The sequence below is a fragment of the Rhizobium sp. WYCCWR 11152 genome, assembly GCF_013087615.1.
Lineage (GTDB): Bacteria > Pseudomonadota > Alphaproteobacteria > Rhizobiales > Rhizobiaceae > Rhizobium > Rhizobium indicum.
Genome location: NZ_JABFCP010000006.1, coordinates 777,118 through 803,086, shown reverse-complemented (window position 1 = coordinate 803,086; position 25,969 = coordinate 777,118). Strand labels below are relative to the sequence as shown.

The 25,969-nt window shown below is 57.8% G+C and carries 22 protein-coding genes; 13 read left to right on the top strand and 9 right to left on the bottom strand.

Going from position 1 to position 25,969, the window contains the following annotated elements:
• Positions 1–49 precede the first annotated feature (49 nt).
• Genes G9X67_RS09755 through G9X67_RS09740 form a run of 4 tightly spaced genes read left to right on the top strand, consistent with a single transcriptional unit; the run spans position 50 to position 4,134 of the window.
• The gene (locus tag G9X67_RS09755) at positions 50–1,297 is read left to right on the top strand and encodes a sugar ABC transporter substrate-binding protein (RefSeq protein ID WP_171598576.1); all 1,248 of its coding nucleotides are present in this window, start codon (positions 50–52) and stop codon (positions 1,295–1,297) included.
• Between the two features lie 11 nt (positions 1,298–1,308).
• The gene (locus G9X67_RS09750) at positions 1,309–2,232 is read left to right on the top strand and encodes a sugar ABC transporter permease (RefSeq protein WP_138330122.1); all 924 of its coding nucleotides are present in this window, start codon (positions 1,309–1,311) and stop codon (positions 2,230–2,232) included.
• On the top strand, positions 2,229–3,071 hold the full coding sequence (locus G9X67_RS09745) for a carbohydrate ABC transporter permease (RefSeq protein ID WP_138330124.1): 843 nt from the start codon (positions 2,229–2,231) through the stop codon (positions 3,069–3,071). Before G9X67_RS09750 ends, G9X67_RS09745 begins: the two co-directional genes overlap by 4 nt.
• A 13-nt stretch (positions 3,072–3,084) precedes the next feature.
• Entirely contained in the window at positions 3,085–4,134 is a 1,050-nt protein-coding gene (locus G9X67_RS09740) for an ABC transporter ATP-binding protein (RefSeq protein ID WP_171598575.1), read from the top strand.
• A gap of 60 nt (positions 4,135–4,194) precedes the next feature.
• Here the strand turns inward: G9X67_RS09740 and G9X67_RS09735 are convergent, their stop codons facing one another.
• On the bottom strand, positions 4,195–5,193 hold the full coding sequence (locus tag G9X67_RS09735; protein ID WP_017961842.1) for an ABC transporter permease: 999 nt from the start codon (positions 5,191–5,193) through the stop codon (positions 4,195–4,197).
• Between the two features lie 40 nt (positions 5,194–5,233).
• Positions 5,234–5,974 carry an ATP-binding cassette domain-containing protein gene (locus G9X67_RS09730; RefSeq protein WP_012758785.1) on the bottom strand — a complete coding sequence of 247 codons (741 nt, stop codon included), beginning with the start codon at positions 5,972–5,974 and terminating at the stop codon, positions 5,234–5,236.
• A 259-nt stretch (positions 5,975–6,233) separates the two neighbouring features.
• On the opposite strand from G9X67_RS09730, the gene G9X67_RS09725 reads away from it, so the two are divergent.
• The 5 genes from G9X67_RS09725 (at position 6,234) to G9X67_RS09705 (ending at position 10,472) form a co-directional block, all read left to right on the top strand.
• On the top strand, positions 6,234–7,214 hold the full coding sequence (locus G9X67_RS09725; protein WP_138330128.1) for an NAD(P)-dependent oxidoreductase: 981 nt from the start codon (positions 6,234–6,236) through the stop codon (positions 7,212–7,214).
• A gap of 48 nt (positions 7,215–7,262) precedes the next feature.
• Positions 7,263–8,249, top strand: a complete 987-nt coding sequence (locus tag G9X67_RS09720; RefSeq protein ID WP_012758783.1) for a substrate-binding domain-containing protein — start codon at positions 7,263–7,265, stop codon at positions 8,247–8,249.
• 194 nt (positions 8,250–8,443) lie between these two features.
• On the top strand, positions 8,444–9,226 hold the full coding sequence (locus G9X67_RS09715; RefSeq protein WP_138330129.1) for a FadR/GntR family transcriptional regulator: 783 nt from the start codon (positions 8,444–8,446) through the stop codon (positions 9,224–9,226).
• 132 nt (positions 9,227–9,358) lie between these two features.
• Complete coding sequence (locus tag G9X67_RS09710; protein WP_138386740.1) at positions 9,359–9,952, top strand: ankyrin repeat domain-containing protein; 594 nt, start codon at positions 9,359–9,361, stop codon at positions 9,950–9,952.
• A 13-nt stretch (positions 9,953–9,965) separates the two neighbouring features.
• Positions 9,966–10,472, top strand: a complete 507-nt coding sequence (locus G9X67_RS09705) for a YHS domain-containing (seleno)protein (RefSeq protein WP_171598574.1) — start codon at positions 9,966–9,968, stop codon at positions 10,470–10,472.
• Positions 10,473–10,489: 17 nt separating this feature from the next.
• Here G9X67_RS09705 and G9X67_RS09700 read toward each other — a convergent pair whose 3' ends face one another.
• The 3 genes from G9X67_RS09700 to G9X67_RS09690 form a co-directional block, all read right to left on the bottom strand.
• The gene (locus tag G9X67_RS09700; protein WP_171598573.1) at positions 10,490–12,661 is read right to left on the bottom strand and encodes an adenylate/guanylate cyclase domain-containing protein; all 2,172 of its coding nucleotides are present in this window, start codon (positions 12,659–12,661) and stop codon (positions 10,490–10,492) included.
• Positions 12,662–12,856: 195 nt separating this feature from the next.
• Positions 12,857–14,644 carry an adenylate/guanylate cyclase domain-containing protein gene (locus G9X67_RS09695; protein ID WP_138386743.1) on the bottom strand — a complete coding sequence of 596 codons (1,788 nt, stop codon included), beginning with the start codon at positions 14,642–14,644 and terminating at the stop codon, positions 12,857–12,859.
• Between the two features lie 147 nt (positions 14,645–14,791).
• Positions 14,792–17,110 (bottom strand): membrane-bound PQQ-dependent dehydrogenase, glucose/quinate/shikimate family, encoded by a 2,319-nt coding sequence (locus G9X67_RS09690; RefSeq protein ID WP_171598572.1) that lies wholly within the window; start codon positions 17,108–17,110, stop codon positions 14,792–14,794.
• A 254-nt stretch (positions 17,111–17,364) separates the two neighbouring features.
• On the opposite strand from G9X67_RS09690, the gene G9X67_RS09685 reads away from it, so the two are divergent.
• Positions 17,365–18,474, top strand: coding sequence for an acyltransferase (locus G9X67_RS09685; protein WP_138386745.1), 1,110 nt, complete (start codon positions 17,365–17,367; stop codon positions 18,472–18,474).
• Between the two features lie 519 nt (positions 18,475–18,993).
• Positions 18,994–19,290 carry a hypothetical protein gene (locus G9X67_RS09680; RefSeq protein ID WP_138330138.1) on the top strand — a complete coding sequence of 99 codons (297 nt, stop codon included), beginning with the start codon at positions 18,994–18,996 and terminating at the stop codon, positions 19,288–19,290.
• Positions 19,291–19,439: 149 nt separating this feature from the next.
• On the opposite strand, the gene G9X67_RS09675 is transcribed toward G9X67_RS09680, so the two are convergent.
• On the bottom strand, positions 19,440–20,096 hold the full coding sequence (locus G9X67_RS09675; RefSeq protein ID WP_171598571.1) for a sugar transferase: 657 nt from the start codon (positions 20,094–20,096) through the stop codon (positions 19,440–19,442).
• 452 nt (positions 20,097–20,548) lie between these two features.
• On the opposite strand from G9X67_RS09675, the gene G9X67_RS09670 reads away from it, so the two are divergent.
• A complete protein-coding gene (locus G9X67_RS09670) occupies positions 20,549–21,298 on the top strand; it encodes a Crp/Fnr family transcriptional regulator (RefSeq protein ID WP_171598570.1) in 750 nt (249 codons plus the stop codon).
• Between the two features lie 286 nt (positions 21,299–21,584).
• On the opposite strand, the gene G9X67_RS09665 is transcribed toward G9X67_RS09670, so the two are convergent.
• Both G9X67_RS09665 and G9X67_RS09660 read right to left on the bottom strand, forming a co-directional pair.
• Positions 21,585–22,607, bottom strand: a complete 1,023-nt coding sequence (locus G9X67_RS09665; RefSeq protein WP_171598569.1) for a glycosyltransferase family 2 protein — start codon at positions 22,605–22,607, stop codon at positions 21,585–21,587.
• A 133-nt stretch (positions 22,608–22,740) separates the two neighbouring features.
• Entirely contained in the window at positions 22,741–23,652 is a 912-nt protein-coding gene (locus G9X67_RS09660) for a glycosyltransferase (protein ID WP_171598568.1), read from the bottom strand.
• A gap of 308 nt (positions 23,653–23,960) precedes the next feature.
• Between G9X67_RS09660 and G9X67_RS09655 the strand changes: the two genes are divergently transcribed.
• Positions 23,961–24,260 (top strand): hypothetical protein, encoded by a 300-nt coding sequence (locus G9X67_RS09655; RefSeq protein ID WP_138386750.1) that lies wholly within the window; start codon positions 23,961–23,963, stop codon positions 24,258–24,260.
• Between the two features lie 188 nt (positions 24,261–24,448).
• On the opposite strand, the gene G9X67_RS09650 is transcribed toward G9X67_RS09655, so the two are convergent.
• Positions 24,449–25,915 (bottom strand): hypothetical protein, encoded by a 1,467-nt coding sequence (locus G9X67_RS09650; protein WP_171598566.1) that lies wholly within the window; start codon positions 25,913–25,915, stop codon positions 24,449–24,451.
• Between the last annotated feature and the right edge of the window lie 54 nt (positions 25,916–25,969).

Sequence of the window (25,969 nt, the reverse complement as noted above, 5' to 3'; positions counted from 1 at the left end):
CATTCAGTCGGTGAAGGCTGACTGCCGACGACCAAAAAGGGAGGAAACCATGAAGGCCGCATTAGCAGGTATCGCAGCATCCGCGTTGACATTGTGCATATCGACGTCTGCCGTCTTCGCGACGGATCTCCGCATGACGGTCTGGACCGGGAGCGAGGCTCATCTGAAGATGCTGAATGGCATTGCGGAGAGCTTCAAAGCCACACATCCCGACGTCAATGTGAAGTTCGAGACCGTGCCGGTCAACGACTACACGCAGAAACTGACCTTCCAGATCGCCGGCGGCAATGCTCCCGACATAGCCTGGATGATGGAGGATGCCGCGCCGGCTTTCGAAAACGCCAATCTTCTGAAGGATCTCGGCCCGACGCTCAAGGCGGCGGAAGGCTATGATTTCGACGATTTCTCGAAGCCGGCCATGGGCCTCTGGCAGAAGGACGAAACGGTGTACGGCATTCCGTTCTCCACCTCGCCTTTCATGATCTACTACAACAAGGACATGTTCGACAAAGCTGGGCTCGAAGACCCGCTGACGCTTGCCGCCAAGGGCGAATGGAACATGGACAAGTTCCAGGAAGTCTCCAAGAAGCTCGCGCAAGCCAATCCCGGCAAATGGGGCTTCGAGTTCAAGGATGGCGAAGGCTATGCCTCTCGCATGACCCATGCCCTTCTGCCGCCAATCCGCGCCTATGGTGGCGATATCTGGTCGAACAAGGAATGCGGCTTCGACAAGCCCGAAGCGGTCAAGGCGGTCAAGCAGCTGCATGACATGGTCTTCAAGGACAAGTCCATCGTTCCGCCGGGCGAACAGGGCGATTACTTCTCCGGCAACTCGGCGATGACGGTCAACCAGATTTCCCGTGCTTCGAAGATGGCGGAAGCCGGCTTCAAGTGGGGCATCGCACCATTGCCCACCGGCCCCGGTGGTGAGTCACCCGTTATCGGCCAGGCCGGTCTTGTTGTGTTCGCCCAAGGCAAGAATACGGAAATCGCCGCGGAATTCGTAGCGCATATGACCAACAAGGAAAATGTCGCCACCATGGCGCAGTTCTTCCCGCCGGCCCGCAAGAGCGTTCTGCAGGCCGATGCATTCATCAACGGCAACAAGCTCGTGCCGCCCGAGATGATGAAGAATGTGGCTGCCGCGATAGAAAAGGGCCGGGTGGTCTCGGCCAACGAAAAAGCGCCCCAGATCCTTGCCGCCATGGCGCCTCGCGTCGATGCCATGTGGAAGCCGGATGCCGATGTCGATGCCGCCATCAAGGGCATCTGCGCGGCAATCCAGCCGCTGCTTTGATCAGAACGAAGATGGCCGATACCGTTCATAACTCCATTCGAACCGGCCATAAGACCTGGCTGACGTTGAAGATGAGAGAGATGATGGAGGCGTGGCTGTTCGTCAGTCCCACCTTCATCGGCTTCCTTCTCTTCTTCCTCGGTCCGCTCTGCGCAGTGGTCTATTATTCAATGACCGAATGGAACCTGCTCAGCCAGCAGGCCACCTTCGTAGGCCTTGCCAATTTTCAGAATGCGCTGCTCGAAAACCCTGACTTTTGGCTTGTGGTACGCAATTCGGTTATTTTCGCGATCGGTCTCGTGCCGCTCAACATGGCGCTCGCGCTCGCCTTGGCGCTCGCCCTTTCCCGGCCGTTCTTCGGGGTCGTGTTCTTTCGCACGGTATTTTTCGCCCCTGTCATCACCTCGGCCATCGCCTGGGCGATCGTCTGGAAATTTCTGCTGCAGGGGGAAGGCGGTTTCATCAACCAGGTGCTGGCGCTGGTCGGGATCACCGGTCCAAACTGGCTGCGTGAACCGAGCTGGGCCATGGCGGCGGTCATCGTCACCCGCGTCATCAAGATGGTCGGCCTCAACATGATCCTCTACATTGCGGCGCTGCAGGCGATCCCGCGGGACTATGAAGAGGCAGCGCGCCTGGAGGGCGCCTCACGCCGACAGATCTTCAGCATGATCACCTGGCCGTTGCTGGCGCCGACCACGCTGGTCATCATGGTCATCACGACAATCGGCTCTTTCAAGGTCTTCGATCACATATACCAGATGACCGGCGGCGGCCCGGAAAACGGCACCCTTGTGCTTGCCTTCTACATTTACCAGCAGGGCTTCAAGTTCTTCAATGTCGGCTATGCCTCGGCGCTCGCCATGATCATGTTCGTGATGATCATGGCGCTGACCCTGGTACAAGTGATGCTGCGGAGAAAGGGATCGGAGTGACCCAGCGCCAAGTCCAGATCCTCTACCGCACGTGCTGGACGATCGCACTCTTGATCGCCGCCATTCCTTTTGTTTTCCCATTCGTTTGGATGGTGTCTGCGGGCTTCAAGAGCGTGACCGAGATATTCGGCGCGCCGACGCTTATTCCGCGCGTCTGGCGCTGGCAGAATTTCGTCGAGGTGTTCACATACCAGCCGTTCGCGCGGCAGTATTTCAACTCGCTTTACATCGCGATCGTGGTGACGGCGCTCACCCTCGTCATCTCGTCCCTGGCCGGCTATGCGCTGGCGCGCATGCGGTTTGCCGGTGCCGGGCTGCTGATGCTTTTTCTGATCTCGGCGCTCATGGTGCCGGAGGAGGTGACGATCATTCCGAACTTCTTCCTGATGCGTTGGTTTGGATTGGTGGATACGCACTGGCCGTTGATCCTGCTGCCCACCTTCGGCCCTCATGGGGTGATGGCAACGTTCCTGATGCGCCAGTATTTCTTGGCCCTGCCCAAGGAGCTGGAAGAAGCCGGCAAGATGGACGGCCTCTCACGTTTCGGCGTTTGGTGGAAGATAGCGCTGCCGATGGCGCGTCCGGCCCTGGCTGCGGTTTCCATCATCACCTTTCTGTTCTCGTGGAACCTGTTCCTGGAGCCGCTGATCTTTCTGAGCTCGCTCGACATGTTCACGCTGCCTTTGGCCTTGTCGAACTTCAACGACAGCTACGGCTTGCCGCTGTGGAACCTCCAGCTTGCCGCTACCAGCCTTGCCGTGGTGCCGATCCTGATCGTCTATCTGATCGCCCAGCGGCAGATCATCGAAAGTTTTGCGCTATCGGGCGTGAAGGGATGAGGAATTTTCGTTCATGAGCAGTGTATCGCTTAAAGGCATCGAGAAACGCTTCGGCGCCGTTGAGGTCATCCGCGGCGTCGATCTCAGGATCGATCCGGGCGAGTTCGTCGTATTCGTCGGTCCGTCAGGCTGTGGCAAGTCCACCTTGCTGCGGCTGATTTCGGGGCTGGAATATCTCAGCGGCGGTGAACTTGCGATTGGCGGCCGGGTGGTCAACGAAGTGCCGGCTTCGAAACGTGGTGTTGCCATGGTCTTCCAATCCTATGCCCTCTATCCGCACCTGACCGTCAGGGACAACATGGACTTCGGGCTGAAGGTCCGCAAAGTTCCGGCACAGGAGCGTCAGAAGCGCGTCGATGAAGCAAGCGCCACGCTGAAGCTCGAAGCATTGCTCGATCGCTACCCCCGTGAGCTTTCCGGCGGTCAGCGGCAGCGCGTCGCGATCGGCCGCGCCATCGTCGGAAATCCCGATGTCTTCCTTTTCGACGAACCGCTGTCGAACCTCGATGCAGAATTGCGCGTGCACATGCGCTCTGAAATCGCCGCACTGCATAAGCGGCTCTCCACGACGATGATCTATGTAACGCACGACCAGATCGAAGCGATGACGCTCGCTGACAAGATCGTCGTTCTGCGCGATGGCCGTGTCGAGCAGGTCGGCTCCCCCCGGGAATTATACGAGCGGCCGGCAAATATCTTCGTGGCGCAATTCATCGGAAGCCCAAAAATGAATCTGCTGCCTTCGGATATCGCGCCTTTGCTGACAGGCGCAACGGCAGCGGATACCGCCGTCGAGACCATCGGGATAAGGCCGGAGCATCTGAGCGTCGTGGAGCCTCGAGAGGGGACGCTGCGCGGAACCGTCGGGCTTTGTGAATATACCGGGGCGGTAACACTGCTTCACGTCAAGCTGCCGGCTGGGCATGATTGCCTCGTCCTGCACGACGGTGGTGACATGAAGGCGGGAATCCAAATAGGGCTCACCGCCGATGGCTCGAAGGTGCACTTTTTCAATGGCAACGGGCAAACAATAAAGCGGACTGAACAAGGCCGGACTGCTTGAACGTACGGCCGCTCCTGGCGAGGGCGCGAGCCGCAGAAATCTCTTAAGAGCGGGGTTCGTCTACTCGCCCTGCCGCAAGTTGCGAAGTCGGTCGAAAAGGACGGCGAGCACGATTGCCCCACCGATAAAGCAGCCCTGCCAGAACGCGTTGATGCCAAGCAGGCCAAGACTGTTGCGGATGATTTCGATGAGTGCGGCGCCGACCAAGGCTCCAAAGGCGGTGCCGACGCCGCCGGCCAGATTGGCGCCGCCGATAACCGCAGCGGCAATGACCTGAAGTTCCATCCCGGCGCCGATATTTGTGGTGACGGCGCCGAGCCAACCGGTTTGAATGATGCCGGCAACCCCCGCCGAGAGGGCAGAAATCATATAGACGATGACCTTGATCCTCGGCACGGGAACGCCTGTCAGTGTCGCGGCGTGCTCATTGCCGCCGATCGCAAAGACATAGCGGCCGAACTTGGTCCAGCGCAGCACGAAACCGGTAATAAGTGCCAGCACGACCATGTAAAGCACTGGATTGGCGATGCCAAAAACCCAGGCGCCGCCACCCAGCGCCAATAGTTTGTCGTGATCAGGTCCGAACTCAAAAACCACAGTGTTGTTCGATGCAACCATCGCAAGGCTGCGCGCAATCGACAGCATCCCGAGCGTGACGACGAAAGGTGGGAAGCCGAGATAGGCAATCAAGACGCCGTTGAAAGCTCCGACCAACAGAGCCGTACCGATCGAGGCGGCGATGCCGACTTCAATACTGTATCCCGCATGCATGACGACCGCCAGCACCATGCTGCACAGGCAAAGTACGGAGCCAACGGACAAATCAATGCCGCCGGTGATGATGACCAGCGTCATGCCCAGCGCGATAATTGCGACGAAGGTGACGTTGCGGGTGATGTTGTAGATGTTCTTCGCCGTGGCAAAGGAGTCCGTTGCCATCGACAGAAAAATGCAGGCTAGAATGACTGCAATCAGCACCCAGAATGTCTGGCCGCTCATGATCGTTGCAAGCCAGCTCCGTTGCTTCTGTCCGATCGTTTGGTCAAGTGTAATCGCCATCGTCGACCTTCTTCCTTCCTGTTGCAACGGATAGCATCGATCACACCTGTTCGATGGCGCCGGTAATCAGTCCCGTCACTTCCTCCGGCGAACTTGCCGCAATCTGCTTGTCGGCTACTTTTCTGCCTCGCCGCATCACGATCACACGGTCGGCGACCGAAAAGACGTCGGGCATGCGGTGGCTGATCAGGACAACGACAATGCCCCGGTCCCGCAATTGGCGGATAAGATTCAGAACCTCAGCGACCTGGCGCACGGAAATGGCTGCGGTCGGCTCGTCCATCAATACGATTTTCGCTTCAGACAGCATCGTGCGGCCGATCGCGACCGCTTGGCGCTGGCCACCTGACATTTGCTTGACGAGATCGCGCGCCCGCGTCTCGGATTTGAGCTCGCGAAATATCTCGCCGGCGCGCTTGTACATGGCCTTGTGGTCGAGGATGCGAAGAGGCCATACGCCGCGGCGCAATTCTCGTCCGAGGAACACGTTCGCTGCCGCCGTCAGATTGTTGCAGAGCGCCAAGTCCTGGTGAACGATCTCAATGCCATGCTGGCGCGCTTCCTTCGGCCGATGAAGCACGAGATCGGCGCCGTCGAGGCGCATGGTTCCATGGCTCGGCCGGAAGTTGCCGGCAATCATCTTCACCAGGGTGGACTTGCCAGCGCCGTTATCGCCCATCAGGCCGACAACCTGCCCGGCTTCGAGCGAAAACGAAACATCGTTGACTGCCTGGATGGCACCGAAATGTTTGGAAATATTGCTGAGCTCAAGAACCGCCACCAGCCTCCTCGCCTCCCAAAACCTGCGGGCTATCCATCGCACCGCACCCTGCATGTCTTCGATGCAAGGCTCCGGCGAATTCGCTTTTCCAATACCCTCCCAGGAAAAGCGATTGGGAGCATTTACGCAAAACCCTGCGACAGCGTCAACTCATTGTCCCGGCCATTGACCTTATTGTCGCAAAAATCTGTTTTGTCAGACAAATATCATTTGACGAAAGTGGCGCCCGGATATTAGCTATCAATGGGGGAGAAAGAGCATGCTGATCCTTGTGACCGGTGCTACGGGCAAGGTCGGGCGGCGCTTCATTGCTGGGCTGCTTGACGATCCGAGATTTTCCAAAGCCCGTATTCGTGCGCTTTGTCATAATCGTTTGTACGAGGCGACCGACCGTGTCGATGTCTTCCAAGGCTCGATCGCCGATCGCGATGTCGTGGCAAAGGCGCTGGATGACGTTACCCATGTCGTGCATCTCGCCACATGCAAGGAAACGCCTGAAGACATCATGGATGTCACGGTCAAAGGTCTCTTTTGGCTGCTCGAGGAGTTCCGTACGAGCGTCACCGCACGCCAGTTCATCCTGATCGGTGGTGATGCGGGTGTGGGACATTTCCACTATCGGCACGACGGCCCGATCACCGAGAACGCCCGCCATTGTGCCTATCCGGGAAGCTATGCGCTCTCCAAAGTCCTGGAAGAGGTCATGCTGGAGCAGTTTGGCATTCAGTATGGCCTCAATGGCTGTTGTCTGCGCGCGCCCTGGATCATGGAAAAGGACGATTTCAAGTATTCGCTGTCTTTTGGAGACGACGTCTTTGGCGGTCCGGACTGGAAGACGCTCGTTCCGGAAGACGCGGCGCGGCGTTATGCGGCGATGGGTACGGTGCCGCTGCTGCTCGATGCTGACGGTCGTGCGCTGAAACGCAACTTCGTTCATGTCGACGACCTTGTTTCGGCAATACTGGCAGCGATCGACAACCCGCGGGCGGAGCGGCAGCTCTTCAATATCTGCATGGATCGCCCCGTCGACTATGCTGAAGTCGCCGGCTATCTCTTGCGCACGCGCAATTTCGGCTCTGTCGACATACCGAGCCGCTTCCATTCCAATTGGATGGACAACAGCAAGGCCAAATACCTGCTGGATTGGCAGCCAAACTACGATCTCGAAATGCTTATCAACTCGGCCTGGCAATACGAGCGTTCAAAGGAGGAGCCTCGCATCGTCTGGTATCCGGGTTGATTTCGTATGGCGGGCACGCGGTGTCCGTCTGTTTCAAGGGAGGAAACTATGAGGAAGGCATTACTACTTACAGCCGCAGTTTTAGCACTGACCGCCGGGCAGGCCTTGGCCAAGAAGCAACTCGTCATCGTCGTCAAGGGCCTCGACAATCCGTTCTTCGAAGCAATCAATCAAGGTTGCCAGAAATGGAACAAGGAGAACCCCACGGCGGAATACGAATGCTTCTACACCGGTCCGGCATCGACATCCGATGAAGCCGGCGAAGCGCAGATCGTTCAGGATATGTTGGGCAAGGCAGACACGGCTGCAATCGCAATCTCGCCGTCAAATGCAAAGCTCATTGCCCAGACCCTGAAGACGGCCAATCCGACGGTTCCGGTGATGACGCTTGATGCCGATCTTGCCGCCGAGGATGCAGCGTTGCGCAAGACCTATCTCGGCACCGACAACTATCTGATGGGCGCCCGCATCGGCGAATACATCAAGAAGGGCAAGCCGAAGGGCGGCAAGATCTGCACGATCGAAGGCAATCCGGGAGCGGACAATATTCTACGCCGCGCACAAGGAATGCGCGACACGCTTACTGGCCAGAAAGGCTTGACCGAGCTGAAAGGCGAGGGTGGCTGGACCGAGGTCGCCGGTTGCCCGGTGTTCACCAATGACGACGGTGCCAAGGGCGTTCAGGCAATGACCGATATCCTCGCGGCCAATCCCGATTTGGACGCATTCGGCATTATGGGTGGCTGGCCATTGTTCGGTGCACCGCAACCCTATCGCGACCTGTTCAAGCCGCTGGCCGACAAGATCGCCAGCAACGATTTCGTCATTGGTGCCGCCGACACGATCGGCGACGAGGTCGCCATTGCGAAGGAAGGACTGGTGACGGCGCTCGTTGGCCAACGACCGTTCGAGATGGGCTACAAGGCACCGTCGGTGATGATGGATCTGATTGCCGGCAAGCCGGTTGAAGATCCGGTCTTCACCGGGCTCGATGAGTGCACAAAGGATACAGTCGACACCTGCATTCAAAAGTAGGTTCACGGTTTGGCGCACCCGGTTCAAGGGTGCGCCGACTGTCCTTAAGAGACGGATCGAGAGATCCGCTGGGCTTGACGCGCCCTGAATTCCGCGCTTTGTGCCGGCGTCAATCGCAGGCGACTTCCTCGTTATTACGATTGTTTTGATCATACGTGCAGACAGTCGAAAGAATGCTGAGGCAGTAGAAATAAATGCCTGACAAAAAATCGGGAAAGCCAACGGCTGCGGTCGAGGTGGTGACGGTTGACCGCTCGGCCACCACAAGGCGCCCAAATTCTCCCCGCATGACTGGGGCGAGTGTTCATGTGTCTTTAGCAGGCGAGATCGGTCTGCGAATCGTGCGCGGCGACTATCCGCCGGGCACGATTCTGCCAAATGAGGCAAAATGGTCGGAAGTCTTTGACGTCAGCCGATCGGCGGTGCGCGAAGCGATCAAGATGCTGATGGCCAAGGGCCTGCTTTCTTCTCGCCCCAAAATCGGCAGTTGGGTCGAACCCAGGGAGCGTTGGAACCTGCTGGATCGAGATGTCTTGGGCTGGTACGCCGCATCTCCCGATCGCGAGTCGTTTCTGAGGGCCGTGCAAGAACTCAGACATATGATCGAGCCGGAAGCGACGGCACTTGCTGCGGAGCGCCGGACTGAGGAGCAGATGGATGAGATCAGTCAGGCCCTGCATGACATGGATCAGGCGACATCGCTCCAACAGCGAACAGAATCCGATACGCGATTTCACATCGCGATCTTGCGCGCCTCGGGAAATGATCTGCTGGTACCGCTCGGCGTCTTGATCGAATCGGCGCTGAACCACCTCTTCGCCCATGTGACGCGGGAGGAAGACAATTTGCGGTACGCGCTGAAACTTCATGAAAATATTGAGAAAAGCATTCGACTGCAGCGACCGAACATGGCGCGCAACGCAGTCCGCAAGGCGCTGGCAAATACCGACGAAATCATCGCCCGGTGGTCACGATAGATTTTTGCATCCTGTCGGCTGGCGCGTTGCCGATAGCTTGATGCAGGGGAATTCAACCTCCTACAGTCCTCGATGCCTACCCAAAACCCGCGGCTTGTGCTATTTTCCTTGGCAACCTTCGGGAGCTGGGCCATGCGTGGGCTGCTTGCATCGGTGGCGTTGATTTTCACAGCGACGGTGGCCGCTGCGGGGAGCCCCTTGTTCGATGCCGTTGCCACTGGAAACACCGCCGTCGTCGAGCAGGTTCTGGCTACCGGTGCCGAAGTCGACAGCCGGACACGCGATCAGGCAACACCTCTCATCAATGCCGCGCTCGGAGCCCAGCTCGCCATAGCCGAATTGCTGATCGGCAAAGGCGCCGATGTCATGGCTCGGAATTCAGGCGGCTTTACGCCGCTTCATGCCGCGGCCTTTTCCGGCAGCTTGCCGATCAGCAAACTGCTTCTCCACCATGGCGCGACGCTCGACGACGCGGCCAATAAAGCGGGCGTGACACCGCTGATGGTCGCCGGTGAGGAAAACCACGTCGCTCTCGCCACGTTTCTTCTCGCTGAGGGGGCTGACGTCGGTCGTGCGGAGGTTCACGGCTACACGCCAATCACGCGAGCGATCTGGAAGGGCAACTCGGACATCGTGCGACTGTTCAAGCGGCATGGTGCGCCTTGCCCTCCGGCCAGCCGCATCGGCGAGAAAGAATACGCGAAGTGCATGGAAATCCACGATTGAATAGGAGGCACAGATGCATGCAGGGACCAGAAGCGGTGCGCGAGGAATTGGTCGCTCTGTGGCGGTGTTCGTTGTGGCTTTGGCAGCTGTCGGTGGATCGCGGGCTTTCGCCGACGACTCGGTTAACACGGGGTACTTCGGCGGGGTGGCAATCATGGGATATGACCCCGTCGCCTATTTCACCGAAGGCAAAGCGGTGAAGGGCTCCGAGGAATTCTCCCACGAATGGCTGGGGACGCCGTGGCTTTTTGCCAATGCCAAACACCGTGAAATGTTCATCAGCGAGCCGATCAAATATGCGCCTCAGTATGGCGGCTACTGCGCGGGCGAGGTGGCTCTCGGATCGGTGACGATCAACGTCGATCCAGAGGCATTCAAGATCATCGACGGCAAGCTTTACCTGATCTACGACAAGGGATCGGCGGAAGGGTTTGCCGCTCATGTGGCCGAAGCAGTACCGAAAGCCGATATAAACTGGCCGAAGGTCGCAGCCGATCTCGAACGGGATCGGTATCACTGATCGCGGGTGGAGCGCGGCTATTTGACGGCCGAAAAATAGAAGACCTTGGTGGAGTTCACGTAAGCATAGCTGGTTTCAGCGGGCGAGTTTGCAGGTCTGTAGACCGGTCCGCAATCGGCTCGTCCAAAAGCGTTTTCGCTTTGCTCGCAGAGCATGTCGCCATTGACGAAAACCGTTCCGGTGATCATCTGCGTCGCCGAGCGGAAGGCCGCCTTGCCGTCACGTTCGATTTGCATGAGTGCAGGGCTTCCCGAGGGTTCGGTCTTGCCCCGGAGGAGTTTGCCCATGACGGCGCTTGCGATTTCGTCACCGTGCAGCCGTTCCTGCTCATTGCCCTTGAAACCGAACGGCCATTCCGGCAGGCCGGCCTCGCGTAGGGCATCGAGGATAAACGCCAAATCCTGCTCGTTGCGGAAATGGGCATTGCTGATATGCCAGCCCGCCAGGGAATCGCGCCCAGCCAGAAAGCGAAGTCCTTCGGCGACAGTCGCACGGGCGGCGTCGAGGCGACCGGCACGGGCATAGGCCATAGCGAGTGGGGTAACGAAATCGCCGTTTCCCGGAGAACCATCGCGCGCGCGTTCGAAACTGTCGATGGCCTTCGTGTAGTCGCGCTGCAAATAAAACACCAGGCCAGCCGTGTATCGATTGATGGCGGAGAGGTTCGGATCGTGCCTGAGCGCCGTCTCGACGGCCGCGCCGGCCTCGGCATGATTACCGGAGAACAGTTGAACGTATGCCAACGCCATATGAGCTTCGGCATCGGCAGACCCAAGCGACACTGCCTGCTGCGCCGAGGCAACCGCCTGCTCGTAGCGGCGGTCCACGACTTGCATGACGGCAAGAACGGCGTATGGCGATGAAAGAACCGGGTCGAGCGCCAGCGCGCGACTTGCCTTCTCGTAGGCCCTTTTTCGCGCCAACGCGCTCTGGAGAACGTCATCGTAGGCGCTTCGCCAGACATAAGCGGTCGCGTGCGCGTCGGCTGCGAAGGCCTCTGCAAAACCGGGGTCGAGCGCCTCCGCCTTGTCAAAGAGCGCCAGTGCCTCGAGCAGCCGGGAACGGCGGCCGGTGCGTGTCGCCTGCTCGGCACGAAGGTAGTAGTCGTATGCCTCGAGATTGGCGGTCGGCGGACGGGTAATCCGTTCCGCCTCGGATTGAGTGAGTTTCAAGCCGAGCGCTTCGGCGATCTGCCGACTGAGCTCATCCTGCACAGCCATGACATCTGCCGCGGCGCGGTTAAATCGATTGGCCCACAAGTGGTCGCCGCTTGCGGCATCGCTCAATTGCGCATTGACGCGGATTTGATCGCCGATCCGTTGCACGCTGCCCTCAACGACAAAACGCACGCCGAGATCGCGTCCGATGTCGGCCAAAACGAGGGGCTTGCCTTTGTATGCAAACACCGAATTATGACCGATGACGTCAAGGTCCGAAAGCATGGTCAGATCGGCAATCAGGCTGTCGGTAATGCCATCGGTGAAATAATCCTGGCCGGCGTCGCTACTCAAATTGGCGAAAGGAAGCACCGCGACAGATGGACGTTGGGGCACAAACGGCCATTGCCATGCGAAGACAATCGCAGTGGCCGCGATCAACACCGCTGCAAGCGTGGCCAGGATGATCGCCCGGCGGCGCGGCCGACGGGAGGCAACGACCTTGCCTGCCTCAGAGGGATCTAACAGAACACGATAGACGCGAACCGGATCGGCTATGTTCTTCAGTTGCTGCTCGCCGAGAGAGGAAAAACCGACTTCAGCCTTGTGTACCGTGTGATCGAATGCGGTGCCGGATATGCAAATCCCGCCGGGCTGGGCAAGGCTCTCCAGCCGCGCCGCTATGTTGACGCCGTCTCCATGAATGTCCTCTCCTTCGACAATGACATCGCCGAGATTGACGCCGATGCGAAAAAGCATCCGCTGCTCGGGCCGCAGGGCCGCATTGCGTTCCGCCTTCTGTTGCTGGATTTTGACGGCGCAACGCAAAGCATCCACCACGCTATGGAACTCAACCAGGATCCCGTCGCCCATCGTCTTGATCAGGCGGCCGTGATGCGTGGCGATCTTCGGTTCGAAGAGTTCGTGGAGGTCGTTGTGGAAGCGGATACGCGTTCCCTCTTCGTCGATCTCGCTCATGCGGCTGTAACCGACCACATCCGCAATCAGGACTGCTGCAAGACGGCGCTCCATAACAGCTCTTTCCGGGTGTCCGCTCCCCTACCTATATCTTACAGCAGGTGCCGTGCCGTTGCCATTAAAGTTGCCCAAAGCGGCATCACGTTTGCCGGTCAAAAGCTCCCGTGGAGAGGGCGTGATCTGAGAGGCTTGTCGCGCGTCCGCCCATAGAATGCGCTGTCGCCCGTATCGGCTCGATGGCAGTTTCCATCAGCATGGACCAAGATCTGCCACGGTAAGTCCTGCCTTACGTAGTCCTTCCACGCGGCGGTTAAAGTCCTCGGGGTTTCGAAATGGAAGAACCCGCCGGCGGCGCTCGACAGAAAAATCAGGATTGATCCTGAGTGCCTTTTTCCAGGCCTGCCGGCTCTCCTCCGGCCGGTCGAGGTGCCCATAACATGAGGCAAGCAGGGCGTAGGCGGTCTCCGACTGGGAGTTTTGTTGGAGCCGCTGCTCGATGGCTGCAATCGCTTGTTCATACTCGCCGAGAGAAAAGTGCGCATCGGCGCGAAATTGGAAGAGAATTTCCGGATGGTGCGGGTCAAACCGCATCGATGCATCGAGTGTTTCCAGGGCGCCGGCGGGATCGCCGGAGAATATCTGGATATGGGCCATCAGCAACAGGAGCTCGGCGGAGTTGGGCTGTAGCGCGAGGCCCTGCTGCACCTCCGCCTGCGCCCGGTCCAGTTCCCGGTTCCACATGCAAGCCATGCCCAGTGCGAAGCGGCCGTTGGGCTGTTCCTCGGCCATTTCCACGGCCTGCTGCGCGAGATCCATCCCGATCCGCAGCGAGCCTTCCGGATCGGTGCTCCAGGCGTTGACGTAGTCCAGCACGTGGGTGAAGGAAATGAGTGCCTGGGCGGCCGCATATTGCGGATCGATGGCAATGGCGTCGGCCGCCAGGCTGCGGGCGGCTCTATTTCCGGTTCGGGTATGGGCCGATGCCTGTTCCCGGCCGCGCAACAGCAACTCGTAAGCGTCGACATTGAGTGCGCGCCCTTGGGCCAATCGATCCTGGTCGCCATGCGTGAGGTTCAGCCTGAGCGCCGCCACGATCTCCTGCGTCAATTCATCCTGAACCGCAAAAATGTCGGTGAGGTCGCGATCGAAGCGGCTGGCCCAGATATGTCCGCCGTTGCTGGCGTCGATCAATTGGGCCGTGACACGCACGCGGTTGCCAGCCTTGCGAACGCTGCCCTCGAGGACATAGCGGACGCCGAGCGCCTTGGCCATCTCAGGCACGGAGGCTGTTACATTCTTGTAGACGAAGGATGAGTTGCGGGCGATCACGTGCAATTCGGACAGCTTCGAGAGATCGGTGATGATGTCCTCGCTGATACCGTCGGAGAAATACTCCTGTTCGGCATCGCCGCTCATGTTGTTGAACGCCAGTACGGCGATGGACGGCTTGTCGGGAACGGCCGGAACTGACGGCATGTCGATTGCGGGCCGCACCTGTGGTACCGGGTTCGGCCGCGGAGTTCCGATCTGAAGCGAATAGACCTGCATCGGTTCAGCGATATTCTTGAGCTCAATTTTGCCGAGATCGGTGACGGCAAGATCGAGCCGCGCTTTCACCTGGCGGTAGGCGTCTTCGGAAAGACAGATGGCGCCGGGCTTGGCAATTCCCTCCAACCGCGCGGCGATATTGACGCCGTCGCCCATCAAGTCGCCGTCGTTCTCCTCGACCACATCTCCCAGATGGATCCCCACCCGGAACTCGATGCGATTCTCGGGCGACACGCCGGTATTGCGCTCGACCATGGCGGTCTGCACTTCGATCGCACAGCGCACGGCGTCCACGACGCTGCGAAACTCGATGAGGCTTCCGTCACCGGTACGCTTGACGACCCGGCCATTGTGCACGGCAATGGTCGGATCGACCAGGTCGCTGCGCAGCGTTCTCAGCCGCGCCAGTATGCGATCCTCGTCCGCACCGGCGAGGCGGCTGTAGCCGACCACATCTGCGACCAGGATCGCCGCCAGTTTTCGCGTCACGCTCGTCAGTCCCAATTCCTCGTCGGACCAAAATAACACAGTGTGACCGGCAACGCCGCCAAATCCGATTGCCTTCGCTAAGAAGCGGTCCGGTAGCCGGCTGCTTGGACTTGAAGATAGTCGGTGAAGCTTACGCGATATCCGCGGCTAAGCTCCGTCTTTCAGAGAGAAGGCAAGGACGTAGTCGCCGACGTCTTTCGAATAGGGTGCGCCGCCAACCGATATCAGGACATATTGCTTGCCTGTTTTCGGTGAGACGTAGGTCATGGGTGTTGCGCTCGAGCCGACCGGCAGGGGGTATCTCCAGAGCTCGGCACCGTTCTCAGCGTCATAGGCACGGATATAATAGTCCTGGAAGCCGGCGAAGAAGACGACGCCGCCGGCGGTCGCAGACGTGCCGGCGTAGCTCGGCAGTCCCATCGGCATAGGCAGCTTGGTTTTGATCTTGAACGGCCCGAGTTCTTCGGCTGTCCCGGCCGGAACCTGCCATGCGATCTTGCGCGTCTTCAGATCCACTGCAGTGACGGTGCCGAAGGGCGGTTGCGTGCAGGGAACGCGGAGCCTCGATGTCCACATCTCGGTGGCCATGGCGTAAGGCGTCCCGCGCTGCGGGGCGGAGGGGCCGTGAGCAGTCGTGGTGAGGGCAAAGTCGACATACTCCTCGCGTGGGATGAGTGCAAAGAGACTGGGGACGCGGATATCGTTCATGAAGACCCTGTTGTTGGGCAGATCGACCGATACGCTTCCCCAATTGAGGCCACCCAGATTTCCCGGCTGCTGGATTGCATATTGCGTGCCGATCGGGGTGAAATCGCCGTCATAGCGCATCTTGCGGAAGGCGATGCGGCATGCCAGCTGATCGAACATCGTCAGGCCCCAGGCCGTCTGCTCCGTCACGCGCTCCGCACCGATTGTCGGCATGCCGACGGAGTAGGGCTGCGTCGGGGAGAGTTTCTCTTCGGGCACGCCGCCTTGCTGCGGCACCGGCTTCTCCTGAACTTCGGCAAGCGGTGTGCCGGTTCGGCGGTCGAGGAGAAAAAGCTGCCCGCGTTTGGTGGTCTGCAGCAGAGCAGGCACAGCGGCGCCATTGCCGTCAGGCAGGTCGACCAGGACCGGTTGGGCCGGCAGATCATAGTCCCAGATGTCGTGATGCACGGTCTGGAATTTCCATTTCTCCCGACCCGTCGTCACATCGAGCGCCACCAATGTCGCATTGTATTGATCGGCGAAGGAAGGGCGATTGACGCCGTAATAATCCGGCGTGGTATTGCCAAGCGGTGTATAGATGAGGCCAAGCTTGTCGTCGAATGCGGCCGTCGTCCACATGTTGGGCGTGCCCCGCGTATAAGTCTGGCCCTCCGGCGGAAGTTTGGTGATCCCCGGGTTGCCGAGATCCCATGCCCATTCGAGCTCGCCGGTGACGACGTTGAACGCACGGATGACGCCAGAGGGTTCGCCGACCTCCTGATTGTCCGTGACCCAGCCTCCGACGACGATCAGGTTGCGGGCAATCAGCGGCGCCGATGTCTGGAAATAATAGCCCGTCTTGACTTCGCCCATGCCCTGGGAAAGCTGCACGGTGCCATTGTCTCCGAAGTCCTTGCAGGGCGCGCCGGTCTTGCTGTCGATCTCCAGGAGACGGGCATCGATCGTCGTCTGCACCAGGCGCTCGTTGCAAAGACCATCGGCGGACTGGGCTTCCGTTGGCATCTTGTAGTAACCGAGGCCGCGGCAGCGTTGCCAATAAGGCGCCGTCGCCTTGGGATCGAAAGTCCAGCGGGGTTTGCCGGTATCTGCATCGAGCGCTGCGATCACATCTGTCGGCGTGCAGGTGTAGACCGTATCGCCGATCTGCAGAGGCGTGTTCTGATCGGCGCCATCGCCTTTTCCGGTGCGATATGTCCAGGCGAGATCGAGCTTGGAAACATTGCCGCGGTTGATCTGATCGAATGGGGAATAACGATCTCCTGCCGTGGTGCGGCCATAGGATGTCCAGTCGGAGGGAGAGTTGTCACCCTTGGCGGTTTTATAGGCGGTGATGTCGGCGGAGGGGTGGATGATCCCATGCGGCACGAAGCTGAGACCGAAACCCGCGACAAAGATGAGAGCGGTCACCACGGCGCCACCATAAAAAAGCTTCCGGTTGGCGGCCGGGGAAAGCGATGGTGCAAAGAGAAGGGCAAAGCCCGCCAGCGCGATGGGGGACATCAAGCGGGCAAACAGCGCCCAGAAATTGAGACCCGACTCCCATAGCGCCCAGGGAAGGGTGAAAACGGCGACAGCCAAGACGATCAGCCCGCCTGACGTCTTCCGGCGCCACAGCAGAAGCGCGGCAGCCAGATAGGCAAGCCCGACGATTGCGTAATAGGGCGAGCCGCCGAGGCGCAGCAGCCAGGCGCCGCCTCCGATCAGCCCCAATCCGATAAGGGCGAGAACAATACAGAACAGGGTGGCCAGAAATTTCATAGTCTCCTCATCCAATCCGCCGCCCGATCACCTGGATTCCAACTCCGACCGTCGCATGGCCCTCGGGAAGCACAGGGCCATGGGTTGATGGTCAGAGACGTGTCTTCGGGAGAGGGCTGCTCTCTCGTTCAATTTTTAACTGATGTACCTGTGGTCACTGACACGCGGCCCCGACCCGGCAATGATGCCGCCGCCGGCTCTGCGGCAACGGCTTGCCATTCCAAATCGAGTCAATACTTCTGAAAGGGGCACAGATGGTTCTCGGCGAAAAGCTTGATCTAGCGAACGGGCGACCGACAGGATTCGACTATATGCGATTACTGTTAGCCTTTTCAGTGCTTTGGATACACACCGCCCGCGTCACCTATGGCGACGACCTGTTTCTTTGGGAGTCGTCATTCCGTCCTTTTATCAAATCAGTGCTGCCCATGTTCTTTGTCCTGAGCGGGTTCCTGGTGGCTGGCAGTCTTGAACGATCGAAGACATTGATTTCCTTTCTCGGCAATCGATTTATCCGGATCTACCCCGCTCTCGCGGTAGAGGTATTGCTGGCTGCCTTTATACTCGGAGCGATCTACACTGAGTATGACCTGCGTGACTATTTCACCGATCCTCAGTTCTTTACATATCTGATGAATGTCACAGGGCACATTCACTTCAATCTCCCCGGGGTATTCCTGGATAATCCTGACGCCGCAATGGTGAACGGGCAACTCTGGACGGTGCCCTTCGAGCTTGAGTGCTATGCCGCGATCGCCGTTCTCTTCCTGCTCGGCGTGGTCAGGCGGCGGGTGATTGCCCTTATCGCCACGCCGGCATTGATCATAGCCTTCGGTATTGCAAGATATTGGAAACATGAAAGCGATTGGGCAACTATGCCGACGACCGCGTCTGGCAATCTGCTCATTTGTGCTTTTCTTGTGGGGGTGACCTTCTATCTCTACAAGGACAAGGTTCTTTGGGATATCCGAATTTTCCTCGCCTCTGTGGCAATGATATTGTGGGCCTACTGGTTCACCTCCTTTGGGGACTTCATTGCCATTCCGGCCATGGGATATGTCACGGTCTTCCTTGGTCTTACCTCGCCCCGCAAGCTCGGCGTCCTGCGTGGGGCCGACTACTCCTACGGCGTCTTCCTCTATGGCTATCCGATCCAACAGGCGTTCGTAGCGCTCGGCCCCTGGGCGCATAACTGGTGGTTGAACGGCATCGTCTGCAGCATTGTTGCCGCTGGCTTTGCCGCCTTCTCGTGGAGATTCATCGAAAAGCCGGCGTTGAAATTGAGGAAACAAGTCACATGGCTGGAAAACCTCAGTCTCCAACGCGGCGCAAAACGGCAACTGGCCGGCGCGGTCTCGAAATAGGTTTGTCGATACCGGCCTCGATGCCGGCGATTCCATCGCAGGTGCTTAACCGGCAAGGACATCAGCAGGGCTCGCTATAGCGGTGGGCCTTGTTTCGTTATTGCGTGCCGATCACCTCAGATAAATATCCGGGTCCATCGCAGGGGCCGAGTTTTCCGTAGGCTGCTGCGCACGTAAGCCTATGGCCAAATTCATCTTTTCAGAAACAACAAATGAACATTCAGTTCGGCGAGAGAACGCCGTAGCTGCATTGCTCGCTCCTGTATAAGCCTCCAATACCTAGATCTTTCTGACTGCAACATCCAAGGATTTCTTGGGTTTAATCGGCAGAACGGCCCTGCTGGATGAATAGTCGAATATTCTCCGGCATTGTTCCGTCGACTTGCTGGGCCGGTATTAGCAATATTTTAACCGTAATAGGTAAAATACTTTGATCGGACTTCGTTTCGACTTTGGGTTTTGTCATGTCATCGAGGGCTGACGGTGGCTTGAAGGAGGTGTGAAGAGAGGATCAGAATAATGCTGAAGAGCACGCTCGTCGTGGTTGTCGTCTCTATCGCCGCCGGAGCGACCATTCGCGCCTCGGCCTTTGCAATCTTTGCATTTCTGGTGGTCACGGCCTTGGGCGGCGTGATCATGCTGAAAGGTTCCTCCTTGACGGAGGCGGTCGTCTCTTGCGTCGAAGTGCTTGTATTGATGGAGATATGCTATCTGGCGGGTCTATTCGCTTTCTCTTTGTGGCATATTCAAAAGCGCCGGAAAAAGAACTCCATTACTGAGCGCTCCCATGTCACGGGCAAGCGTCCTCATGGGTAATGACATGACCGACGGGGCAGGATGCTCGGCTGCGCTATGTCAGGGTGTAAAGCGCGTCGCGATCTTTTAGATTCGCTTGCCACGCCTTAGTCTCTGGTTTTGCGCATGTCTTTATCGCAAAACCGCACCACAGTTTTGCGCGACATGCTTTAGGAATCCGCTTTGGGCAGCAACGCGTGCCGGAAAAGCAGCGCCGACAGCGTTTTTGCCATGATCACGAAATCCAGCGTGAGCGTCCATTTGGACAAATATTCGACATCGAGGGAAATTCCATTCCGATAGCTGACGTCGTTGTGCCTGCTGGTTTGCCAATGGCCAGTCAGGCCGGGACGGAAGGCCATGTAGGCATAGGCATGTTCGCCGTAACGCGGCAGCTCTTCTTTGGTAATGGCGCGAGGCCCGACGAGGCTCATTTGACCCAGCAACACGTTGATCAATTGCGGAAGCTTGTCGAGGCTCGATCGCCTCAAAATATCGCCGACGACCGTGACGTGCGCGTCGGTCGTTGCGTCGGATCCTGTCGTCCGAAACTTGAGGCAACCAAACTCTTTTCCCTTATAACCGATCCTGCGATGGGAATTGAAAACAGGGCCCCAATCACTTAGCGTGACGATGACTGCTGCCGACAGAAGGAGCGGCGACAGAAAGAATAAGAAACTTGCCGCAATGATGATGTCCAATGCGCGCTTCAGAATTCTGCTGATCAGACGGGGTTGTGACGAATTGAATGGACGCCTTTCCTGTCGAGCCGTGGCGAAATCCCGCCAAGGTCCGGTTGGGTTGATGCCCTGATTTTTTCCCGCCACCTGCGTCTCCGTTAGACGAATTCCAGAAATCACAGCCAAAGCTTTGTTTTAATGCAAGTTTGATGTCTGTGACCGAGGTCATAATCATTAATAAATTCTTTATACTATAAAGAAATTCTTGCGTATATTAAAATATTACCTTTGATTTTAACTATATAACGGAAATATTATTTAGTTTTATTTTAAAATTCGGCGTTGTTGTTATACTTGTCGGATGTATTCTGTGGACGCGCAATTGTCATAAATTGTATAAAAAGCGTCATGCAGCCTCAAAGATTTGTTTGCGATAGAATTCAATATGAATTTTATGATATATAAACATGAGGATCCGTCATAATTATGTATAGTTTTAACACGAAGTTTTTATTTTATTATTGTTTGACTTTCTAATTTAACCTATTACGAATGTCGCTCAAGATAATAAATCAATTAGTCTGCGTGGAGTTGTGCGTATGGACGGGGCGATCAGCACCAGCGATAACAGAGCTAGAGGAAACGCAGCACGAACAAGCGAAGCGGTTACTTGCGGGTCTGCAGGTATTGTTTACGACGGCCGGGCGGGTTTGGATCACGAGTTTCCGTTTTACCGCTCGAGTGTTCGAAAGTTTCGCCGCGGTGAGATTATCGCCGGTGCCGGCGTCGTCCTTGACATGTTCGCCCGCGTACAGCGCGGAATGGTGAGCGCAAGCACCCCGCTTGCCGATGGACGAGAGTTTATCGTGGAAATCGTTCCGAAAGGCGGCTTGATCGGCGAATTGGAGGTGCTGCGCAAGCAGTCTCTCAGCCTGGAATATCGGGCCTCGTCGGACTGCGAACTGCATTACTTCGACGGTCGGTTGCTGCGGGACCTGTGTGCGAACGATCCGCAGTTTCAGGTGAAGATCCTGTCGAAGGCGCTGGCGCGTGTTTCCGAACTCGAACTGCGGATCATTTCCAATGCCGGATCGAGTCTAAGGCAGAGACTGGCCCGAACGCTACTGCGTCTTTCTGCCCTCTACAGAATGGATGCGCAGAATAGCGGCGACGAGTTGATCATCTCCCAGCATGAGCTGGCCGCGACACTGCCGGCGTCGCGTGAAAAGGTCAACCAATGCCTGCGGCGCTTGCGCGAGAGCAAAGTGGTCGACGGGACACAGGGCAAAATCCGCATTCTCAATCGGAAGGCGCTGGAGGCTTATGCCGAGGGGGCGGGTCTCGCCTGAGGCGCGCCGCGATAAAAAGCGGAACGGCAGAAAGCCTCGACAAAACCCGCCGCCGGCGGGTTTTGTGTTTGATGACAGTGCGAGTTGATAGTCAGACGAAGCAGGCTGAAAGATCGGGTTGGCGTGTTGGCTCTTGTCTTCATGCGCGTCGTCCCAAAATCGCTGCGCATTTTGGCGTGGCATGCTTAGAGCGATTCAGCTTTTCATGGAAACGCAGAACCGCTCTAACTTTTTGTTTTATGCAATTCCGGACGGAAAACCGCTTCGCACTTTTCCTGGAATTGCTCTAGACGCCGCTCTCGGAAGCATTCTTCCAGTATTTCCAGCCTTCACCCTGTATGAGCCCGTGATCGGACAGGTCCTTCCAGCTTCTGTAGGTGCCCGTATCGTCGTAGACGAAGTCATCCATGTCCTTGCCTGAGGAGTATACGGTATATTCTTCCGTATGTTGGGACCGGTGTGCCGCATCGGCGACCTTGTGCACGAAGGTCGACAGGAACTTGAAATGCAGAAGGGCGCCGGATACGCCGAGCGCTCCGCGCATGTCGCCCAAATTCAGGGAGAGCGGCCAGACCTGGTGCGATGATTTGAGAAACAGACGTTCACCCGCCACATAGACGAGGGGTATCTTGTTGAGCGCGGGGCCGTCCCAGAGCCGGTCGTGGAAATAGACGCGCCCGCGAACGCCGCCCTTGATCCATATCGTCCAGTTGCGTTTGTCGAAATGCGCCACATAGCCGGAGCGGTCGAAGAGATTGCAGACCTCGAGCGGGTTGCGACCGGGTTCGCATATGTTTTCGAGAACGGGATGCGGGCTGTACATGTCGATCATGACCGAGCGGAGGGAATGGCCGCCCATGGAATCGATATAGGAAGTCAATTGATCGATCGGCCGTGTGTCGCAATGCGGATAGACCAGGAACTCGTCTGCATCGACATACAGGACCCACTTCTCCCGGCAGTGGCGGTTGATGACTTCGTTGATCCAGTCGTTTCCGAACCTCGCCGCCTTGTAGGAACCATGAGCCGAAAGAAGGGAGACATCGTCGAAGCCGGACAGCAACTCGGCCGTGCCGTCGGTCGAGCCGTTGTCGATACAGATGAAGTGCTCGAAACCGAGATCGCGATAATACTGAAGGAAGAAGGCCAACCGGTGCCCCTCGTCACGGATGACGCAGATGACGACGTGGCGCGCCTGCTTGAGCCCGTTGCGCAGCAGGTCATAGCGAACCTGCCGAGCCTTGAGCGACCGGCGCAGACGGGCTTTCACGTAATGCGAGATACTGGCGGCGGAAGCCCTATAACTCATATTCTGTCCTGAAGATTATCCATTCCTGGAATGAATGGATGAATACCTTGCGCTTCCGTCTGCAAATCCACGGCTCGACCGGCGACGCTGAGTTCAGTCACGCCGACATTCAAGTCGGACCAACAATACACCATCATACGGCGTAGTCGCCAACCAGCAGGCTCTGGACCCTGGGATTAGGCCCTTCTTTCTCAACTGCGTGCTCGATGCGCGCCCGTATCGACCGGTATTTATACAGCATCTTCCGATCGAAGGTTATTCCGCGATACAGCGCGTTGTAAATCGGATGTGCTTTGCGCAGGTCGACGTACACTTGGCTTTCCTTATCGGTCCAGGGAAAGAAAGTTCCATGCCATGGCTTCGGATGCGCCATATAATGGACGATCGACAAGGAGGACATGTTCACCAGATGAAGGAATTGTTTGGGAAAGTTCCAGCGGTTCGATACCAGGATGAGTGATGAACCGCAGACATAATTCAATGCACCCTGATCATGTTTGCCCTCGCAGGCCTCGGGATTTCTAGCGAAAAGCTCGAGCGCCTCCTGCCCGATCCAGCCGATTCGATGGAATTTCAGGACGCCTGCGTTGAAATAGTGGCTGTCCTTTCCGGTGTCGAGGAAGTCATGGATCGCCGTGTAATCGCGCGCCGCGAAAAACCTGCCTTCGGGCACAGTGGCACTTTCGAACGCACCGAGATCGCTGACGATCTGCGTATCCCCATCGAGGTAGATGATCTGGGTATAGTTGGAAGGCAGGATCTCGCAAAGGACCAGCTTGGCCATTGTGCTGACGCTGATGCGTCCTTGGAAATGCGAACTATCGAGCTTGCCGAGCGAGTCCTGCAGCGCTTCGGTCGCATCGGTCAATATGACCCCACTCCTTGCGAGCAGGGCTTTCAGCTCTTCGAAATTGTCGAGATGTTCCGACATCAGAACGCAGACGTCGGTCGCAGGGCTTGCGAATTTGCGAGCCTGAAGCGCCGAGAGAATGGTCGGAAATGAATATTCGACATCCGTGACGTAGACGACGCACTGGTTGTTCATGTCATCACCTTTCCGATTGTGCGCAATACAAGTGAATCGGTATTGTCTTTGCGAGGCGAGGGACCAGTTGTGAATTGAGCCGACGGGTCTGTCATATGAAGGCCCTGTTCGGTATATATAGGCCAGCATCCAGCGCGCTGGTGCTGAATCGGTGTCTGGCTGCCGGCGGATTCTGTATGTTTCATTGTTGAGATATTCACCATGAAGAGTGCCTTGCCTGTCATAAGGCTATGTTTCGACATGTTGTTTCGCGGTACGGCGATTGGTGCCGGGACCCTTGTCGGAATGCGGAGGGAAGGGGGATTGTCATGTTGATCACCACACTCGGGGCAGCTGTGATTTCGATCGCTGCCGGGGCTTCCATCCGCGCCTGGGCTTTCGCGATTTTTGCAATCCTCGTGGCAATCGGCTTCGGCGGCGTGGCTTTCGCCGACGGGTCTTCCGTGATCGCGGCCATGCTCTCCGGTATCGCCATCCTCGTGCTCATGGAAATCGGCTATCTGGCAGGCGTGTTCCTGTCGGGGCTTTTGCGGCGCAATGCCAAGCTGCGCGAAAACAATTCCGTTGCAGATAGCGTCGCGACCACCAGCGAGCGCCCGCAAGGCTGATGTCGACATAAAACCCGCAGCATAGCCTTCTGCGACGGGCCTCGCAGGACGGTGTTTGTCGGATGGACGGCTTTTACAGGCGATCCTTGAAAGATGCAGTGCGGTCGGCCGGCTTCGGCCCAATGCGGGCACGCCGATGGCTCGACGAGATTGCCATCCCGCGCCGTGGCGGAGTTCCAAAGCGGGCGTCATCGTGTTGAAAACATCGGCGCTCTCATCAGAGATGTCGATGTCTCCAGCGGGGTTCGATTAGCGAGCGATCGGGTCGCGCGCCGGGGAGAGGTATTGGTTGCCAGGCAGCCGGCCGCCAGACCTGCTGTTGTGCTGAACAGCAAGCCGAGATCCGTGCCGCTCCCCGATATCGCCGCCGAGGCGACCTGCGCGATGGATGCCATAACCGCAGCGTTTCCGATCGCCTGCGTCTCCCGATCGCCTGACATGTGCCGGCCGGAGGCCCTTGCAAGGCTGTACAGGAAGGCGGCGAAGAGAAGAGTGCCGGTCAATCCGACATTGGAGAGCAACGCAGCGATAAAACTCGAGGCCCGAACCGTGCCGAGCCCGGCGCCGAAGGTGGCGGTATCGACGAATGCGATCAATGCCAGTGTATTCCAGGCGGTGCGCTCTTCACCGGATTGCGATTGGAGCTTGTCCGACAAGGTGGTGCTCATCAGGCCGGCGAGGGAATTCCACGCATCGGGGACAAGGCTGAGTGCGACGATGGCGCAGGGAATCAAAAACAGCGTGATCACCAGGAAAGTCACATGCGGGGTCTTGGCGGGGCCGCTGATCAGTCGTTTCAGGCAAAACAGAACGAACATGCAGACAACGAAAATGCCGGCAATATAAGCGGTTGTCGATGTGCAGAGGACGATCGTCGGGCCGATGAAAAGCGTTGCAAGTCCTGCCATACGGCTTTGGACGCGCTCCAGCCAGAGCAGAAGCGTGAAGGAAAAATAGGCTAATGCGACTGCGCCATAAGTGCTTGCTTCGGGGAACGGGCCGACGATGCGTTTGAAGCCGCTGATCGTCTCGGCCGTATGCATCGTATAGTTCGCGTTTCTGATGACATCGAGCAGGTAGGACTGGTCGGTCAGGAATGTTCCGATATCAATCAATGCCAGGGTAAAACATGCGATCGAGGCAACGATTAACTGCAGTGCGATGAAACGGGCATAGCCGAGCCTGGCAAGCCCCGAAACGACGGCAAAGCAGGCGAGGTCGCCAAGCAGATAGACAGACTGGCTGAGATTGGACGAACCCGGCGACAGGGGAGCGGCCACCGTCGACATCATGCCCGTGGCGTCTCGCGCAGAGGAGTAGACGAGAGTCGCGCCTGCAAAGATGCGCGGCAAAAAGAAAGATGATGCCACGGAAAACAGGATGTAGGCGGCAAACCAGAAACCGGGACCCGGATAGGCCATGCTGGCGAGCGTCGCTTGTGTTTGAGCCGGGCGCAGCAGGGCGGCTACCACGAGAAAAAGCACGAGAAGATGGCTTGGCTGGATGCTGCTGCCGCCGAGCGCGGGCAATTGCAGAGCCGCTGCCGCTCCGAGCAGCGTCGACAGGCAAAGGGTCGTGATCGCAAAACGCGCCCCGTTGACCATGCTGAGCAGGCCAAGCAGCAGAACGATGAAGCCGATCGGTTCTATCGACATGCTTCAGATCCCAATCCGGACGGAGCGGCGGAGGCATCGGGTTTGCTGAAAGCC

Excerpts from the sequence above, each read along its gene's own strand:
- G9X67_RS09755 (WP_171598576.1), top strand. The coding sequence starts at position 50 with ATGAAGGCCGCATTAGCAGGTATCGCAGCATCCGCGTTGACATTGTGC.
- G9X67_RS09750 (WP_138330122.1), top strand. The coding sequence starts at position 1,309 with ATGGCCGATACCGTTCATAACTCCATTCGAACCGGCCATAAGACCTGG.
- G9X67_RS09740 (WP_171598575.1), top strand. The coding sequence starts at position 3,085 with ATGAGCAGTGTATCGCTTAAAGGCATCGAGAAACGCTTCGGCGCCGTT.
- G9X67_RS09735 (WP_017961842.1), bottom strand. The coding sequence starts at position 5,193 with ATGGCGATTACACTTGACCAAACGATCGGACAGAAGCAACGGAGCTGG.
- G9X67_RS09725 (WP_138330128.1), top strand. The coding sequence starts at position 6,234 with ATGCTGATCCTTGTGACCGGTGCTACGGGCAAGGTCGGGCGGCGCTTC.
- G9X67_RS09720 (WP_012758783.1), top strand. The coding sequence starts at position 7,263 with ATGAGGAAGGCATTACTACTTACAGCCGCAGTTTTAGCACTGACCGCC.
- G9X67_RS09715 (WP_138330129.1), top strand. The coding sequence starts at position 8,444 with ATGCCTGACAAAAAATCGGGAAAGCCAACGGCTGCGGTCGAGGTGGTG.
- G9X67_RS09710 (WP_138386740.1), top strand. The coding sequence starts at position 9,359 with ATGCGTGGGCTGCTTGCATCGGTGGCGTTGATTTTCACAGCGACGGTG.
- G9X67_RS09705 (WP_171598574.1), top strand. The coding sequence starts at position 9,966 with ATGCATGCAGGGACCAGAAGCGGTGCGCGAGGAATTGGTCGCTCTGTG.
- G9X67_RS09700 (WP_171598573.1), bottom strand. The coding sequence starts at position 12,661 with ATGGAGCGCCGTCTTGCAGCAGTCCTGATTGCGGATGTGGTCGGTTAC.
- G9X67_RS09690 (WP_171598572.1), bottom strand. The coding sequence starts at position 17,110 with ATGAAATTTCTGGCCACCCTGTTCTGTATTGTTCTCGCCCTTATCGGA.
- G9X67_RS09685 (WP_138386745.1), top strand. The coding sequence starts at position 17,365 with ATGGTTCTCGGCGAAAAGCTTGATCTAGCGAACGGGCGACCGACAGGA.
- G9X67_RS09680 (WP_138330138.1), top strand. The coding sequence starts at position 18,994 with ATGCTGAAGAGCACGCTCGTCGTGGTTGTCGTCTCTATCGCCGCCGGA.
- G9X67_RS09670 (WP_171598570.1), top strand. The coding sequence starts at position 20,549 with ATGGACGGGGCGATCAGCACCAGCGATAACAGAGCTAGAGGAAACGCA.
- G9X67_RS09665 (WP_171598569.1), bottom strand. The coding sequence starts at position 22,607 with ATGAGTTATAGGGCTTCCGCCGCCAGTATCTCGCATTACGTGAAAGCC.
- G9X67_RS09660 (WP_171598568.1), bottom strand. The coding sequence starts at position 23,652 with ATGAACAACCAGTGCGTCGTCTACGTCACGGATGTCGAATATTCATTT.
- G9X67_RS09655 (WP_138386750.1), top strand. The coding sequence starts at position 23,961 with ATGTTGATCACCACACTCGGGGCAGCTGTGATTTCGATCGCTGCCGGG.
- G9X67_RS09650 (WP_171598566.1), bottom strand. The coding sequence starts at position 25,915 with ATGTCGATAGAACCGATCGGCTTCATCGTTCTGCTGCTTGGCCTGCTC.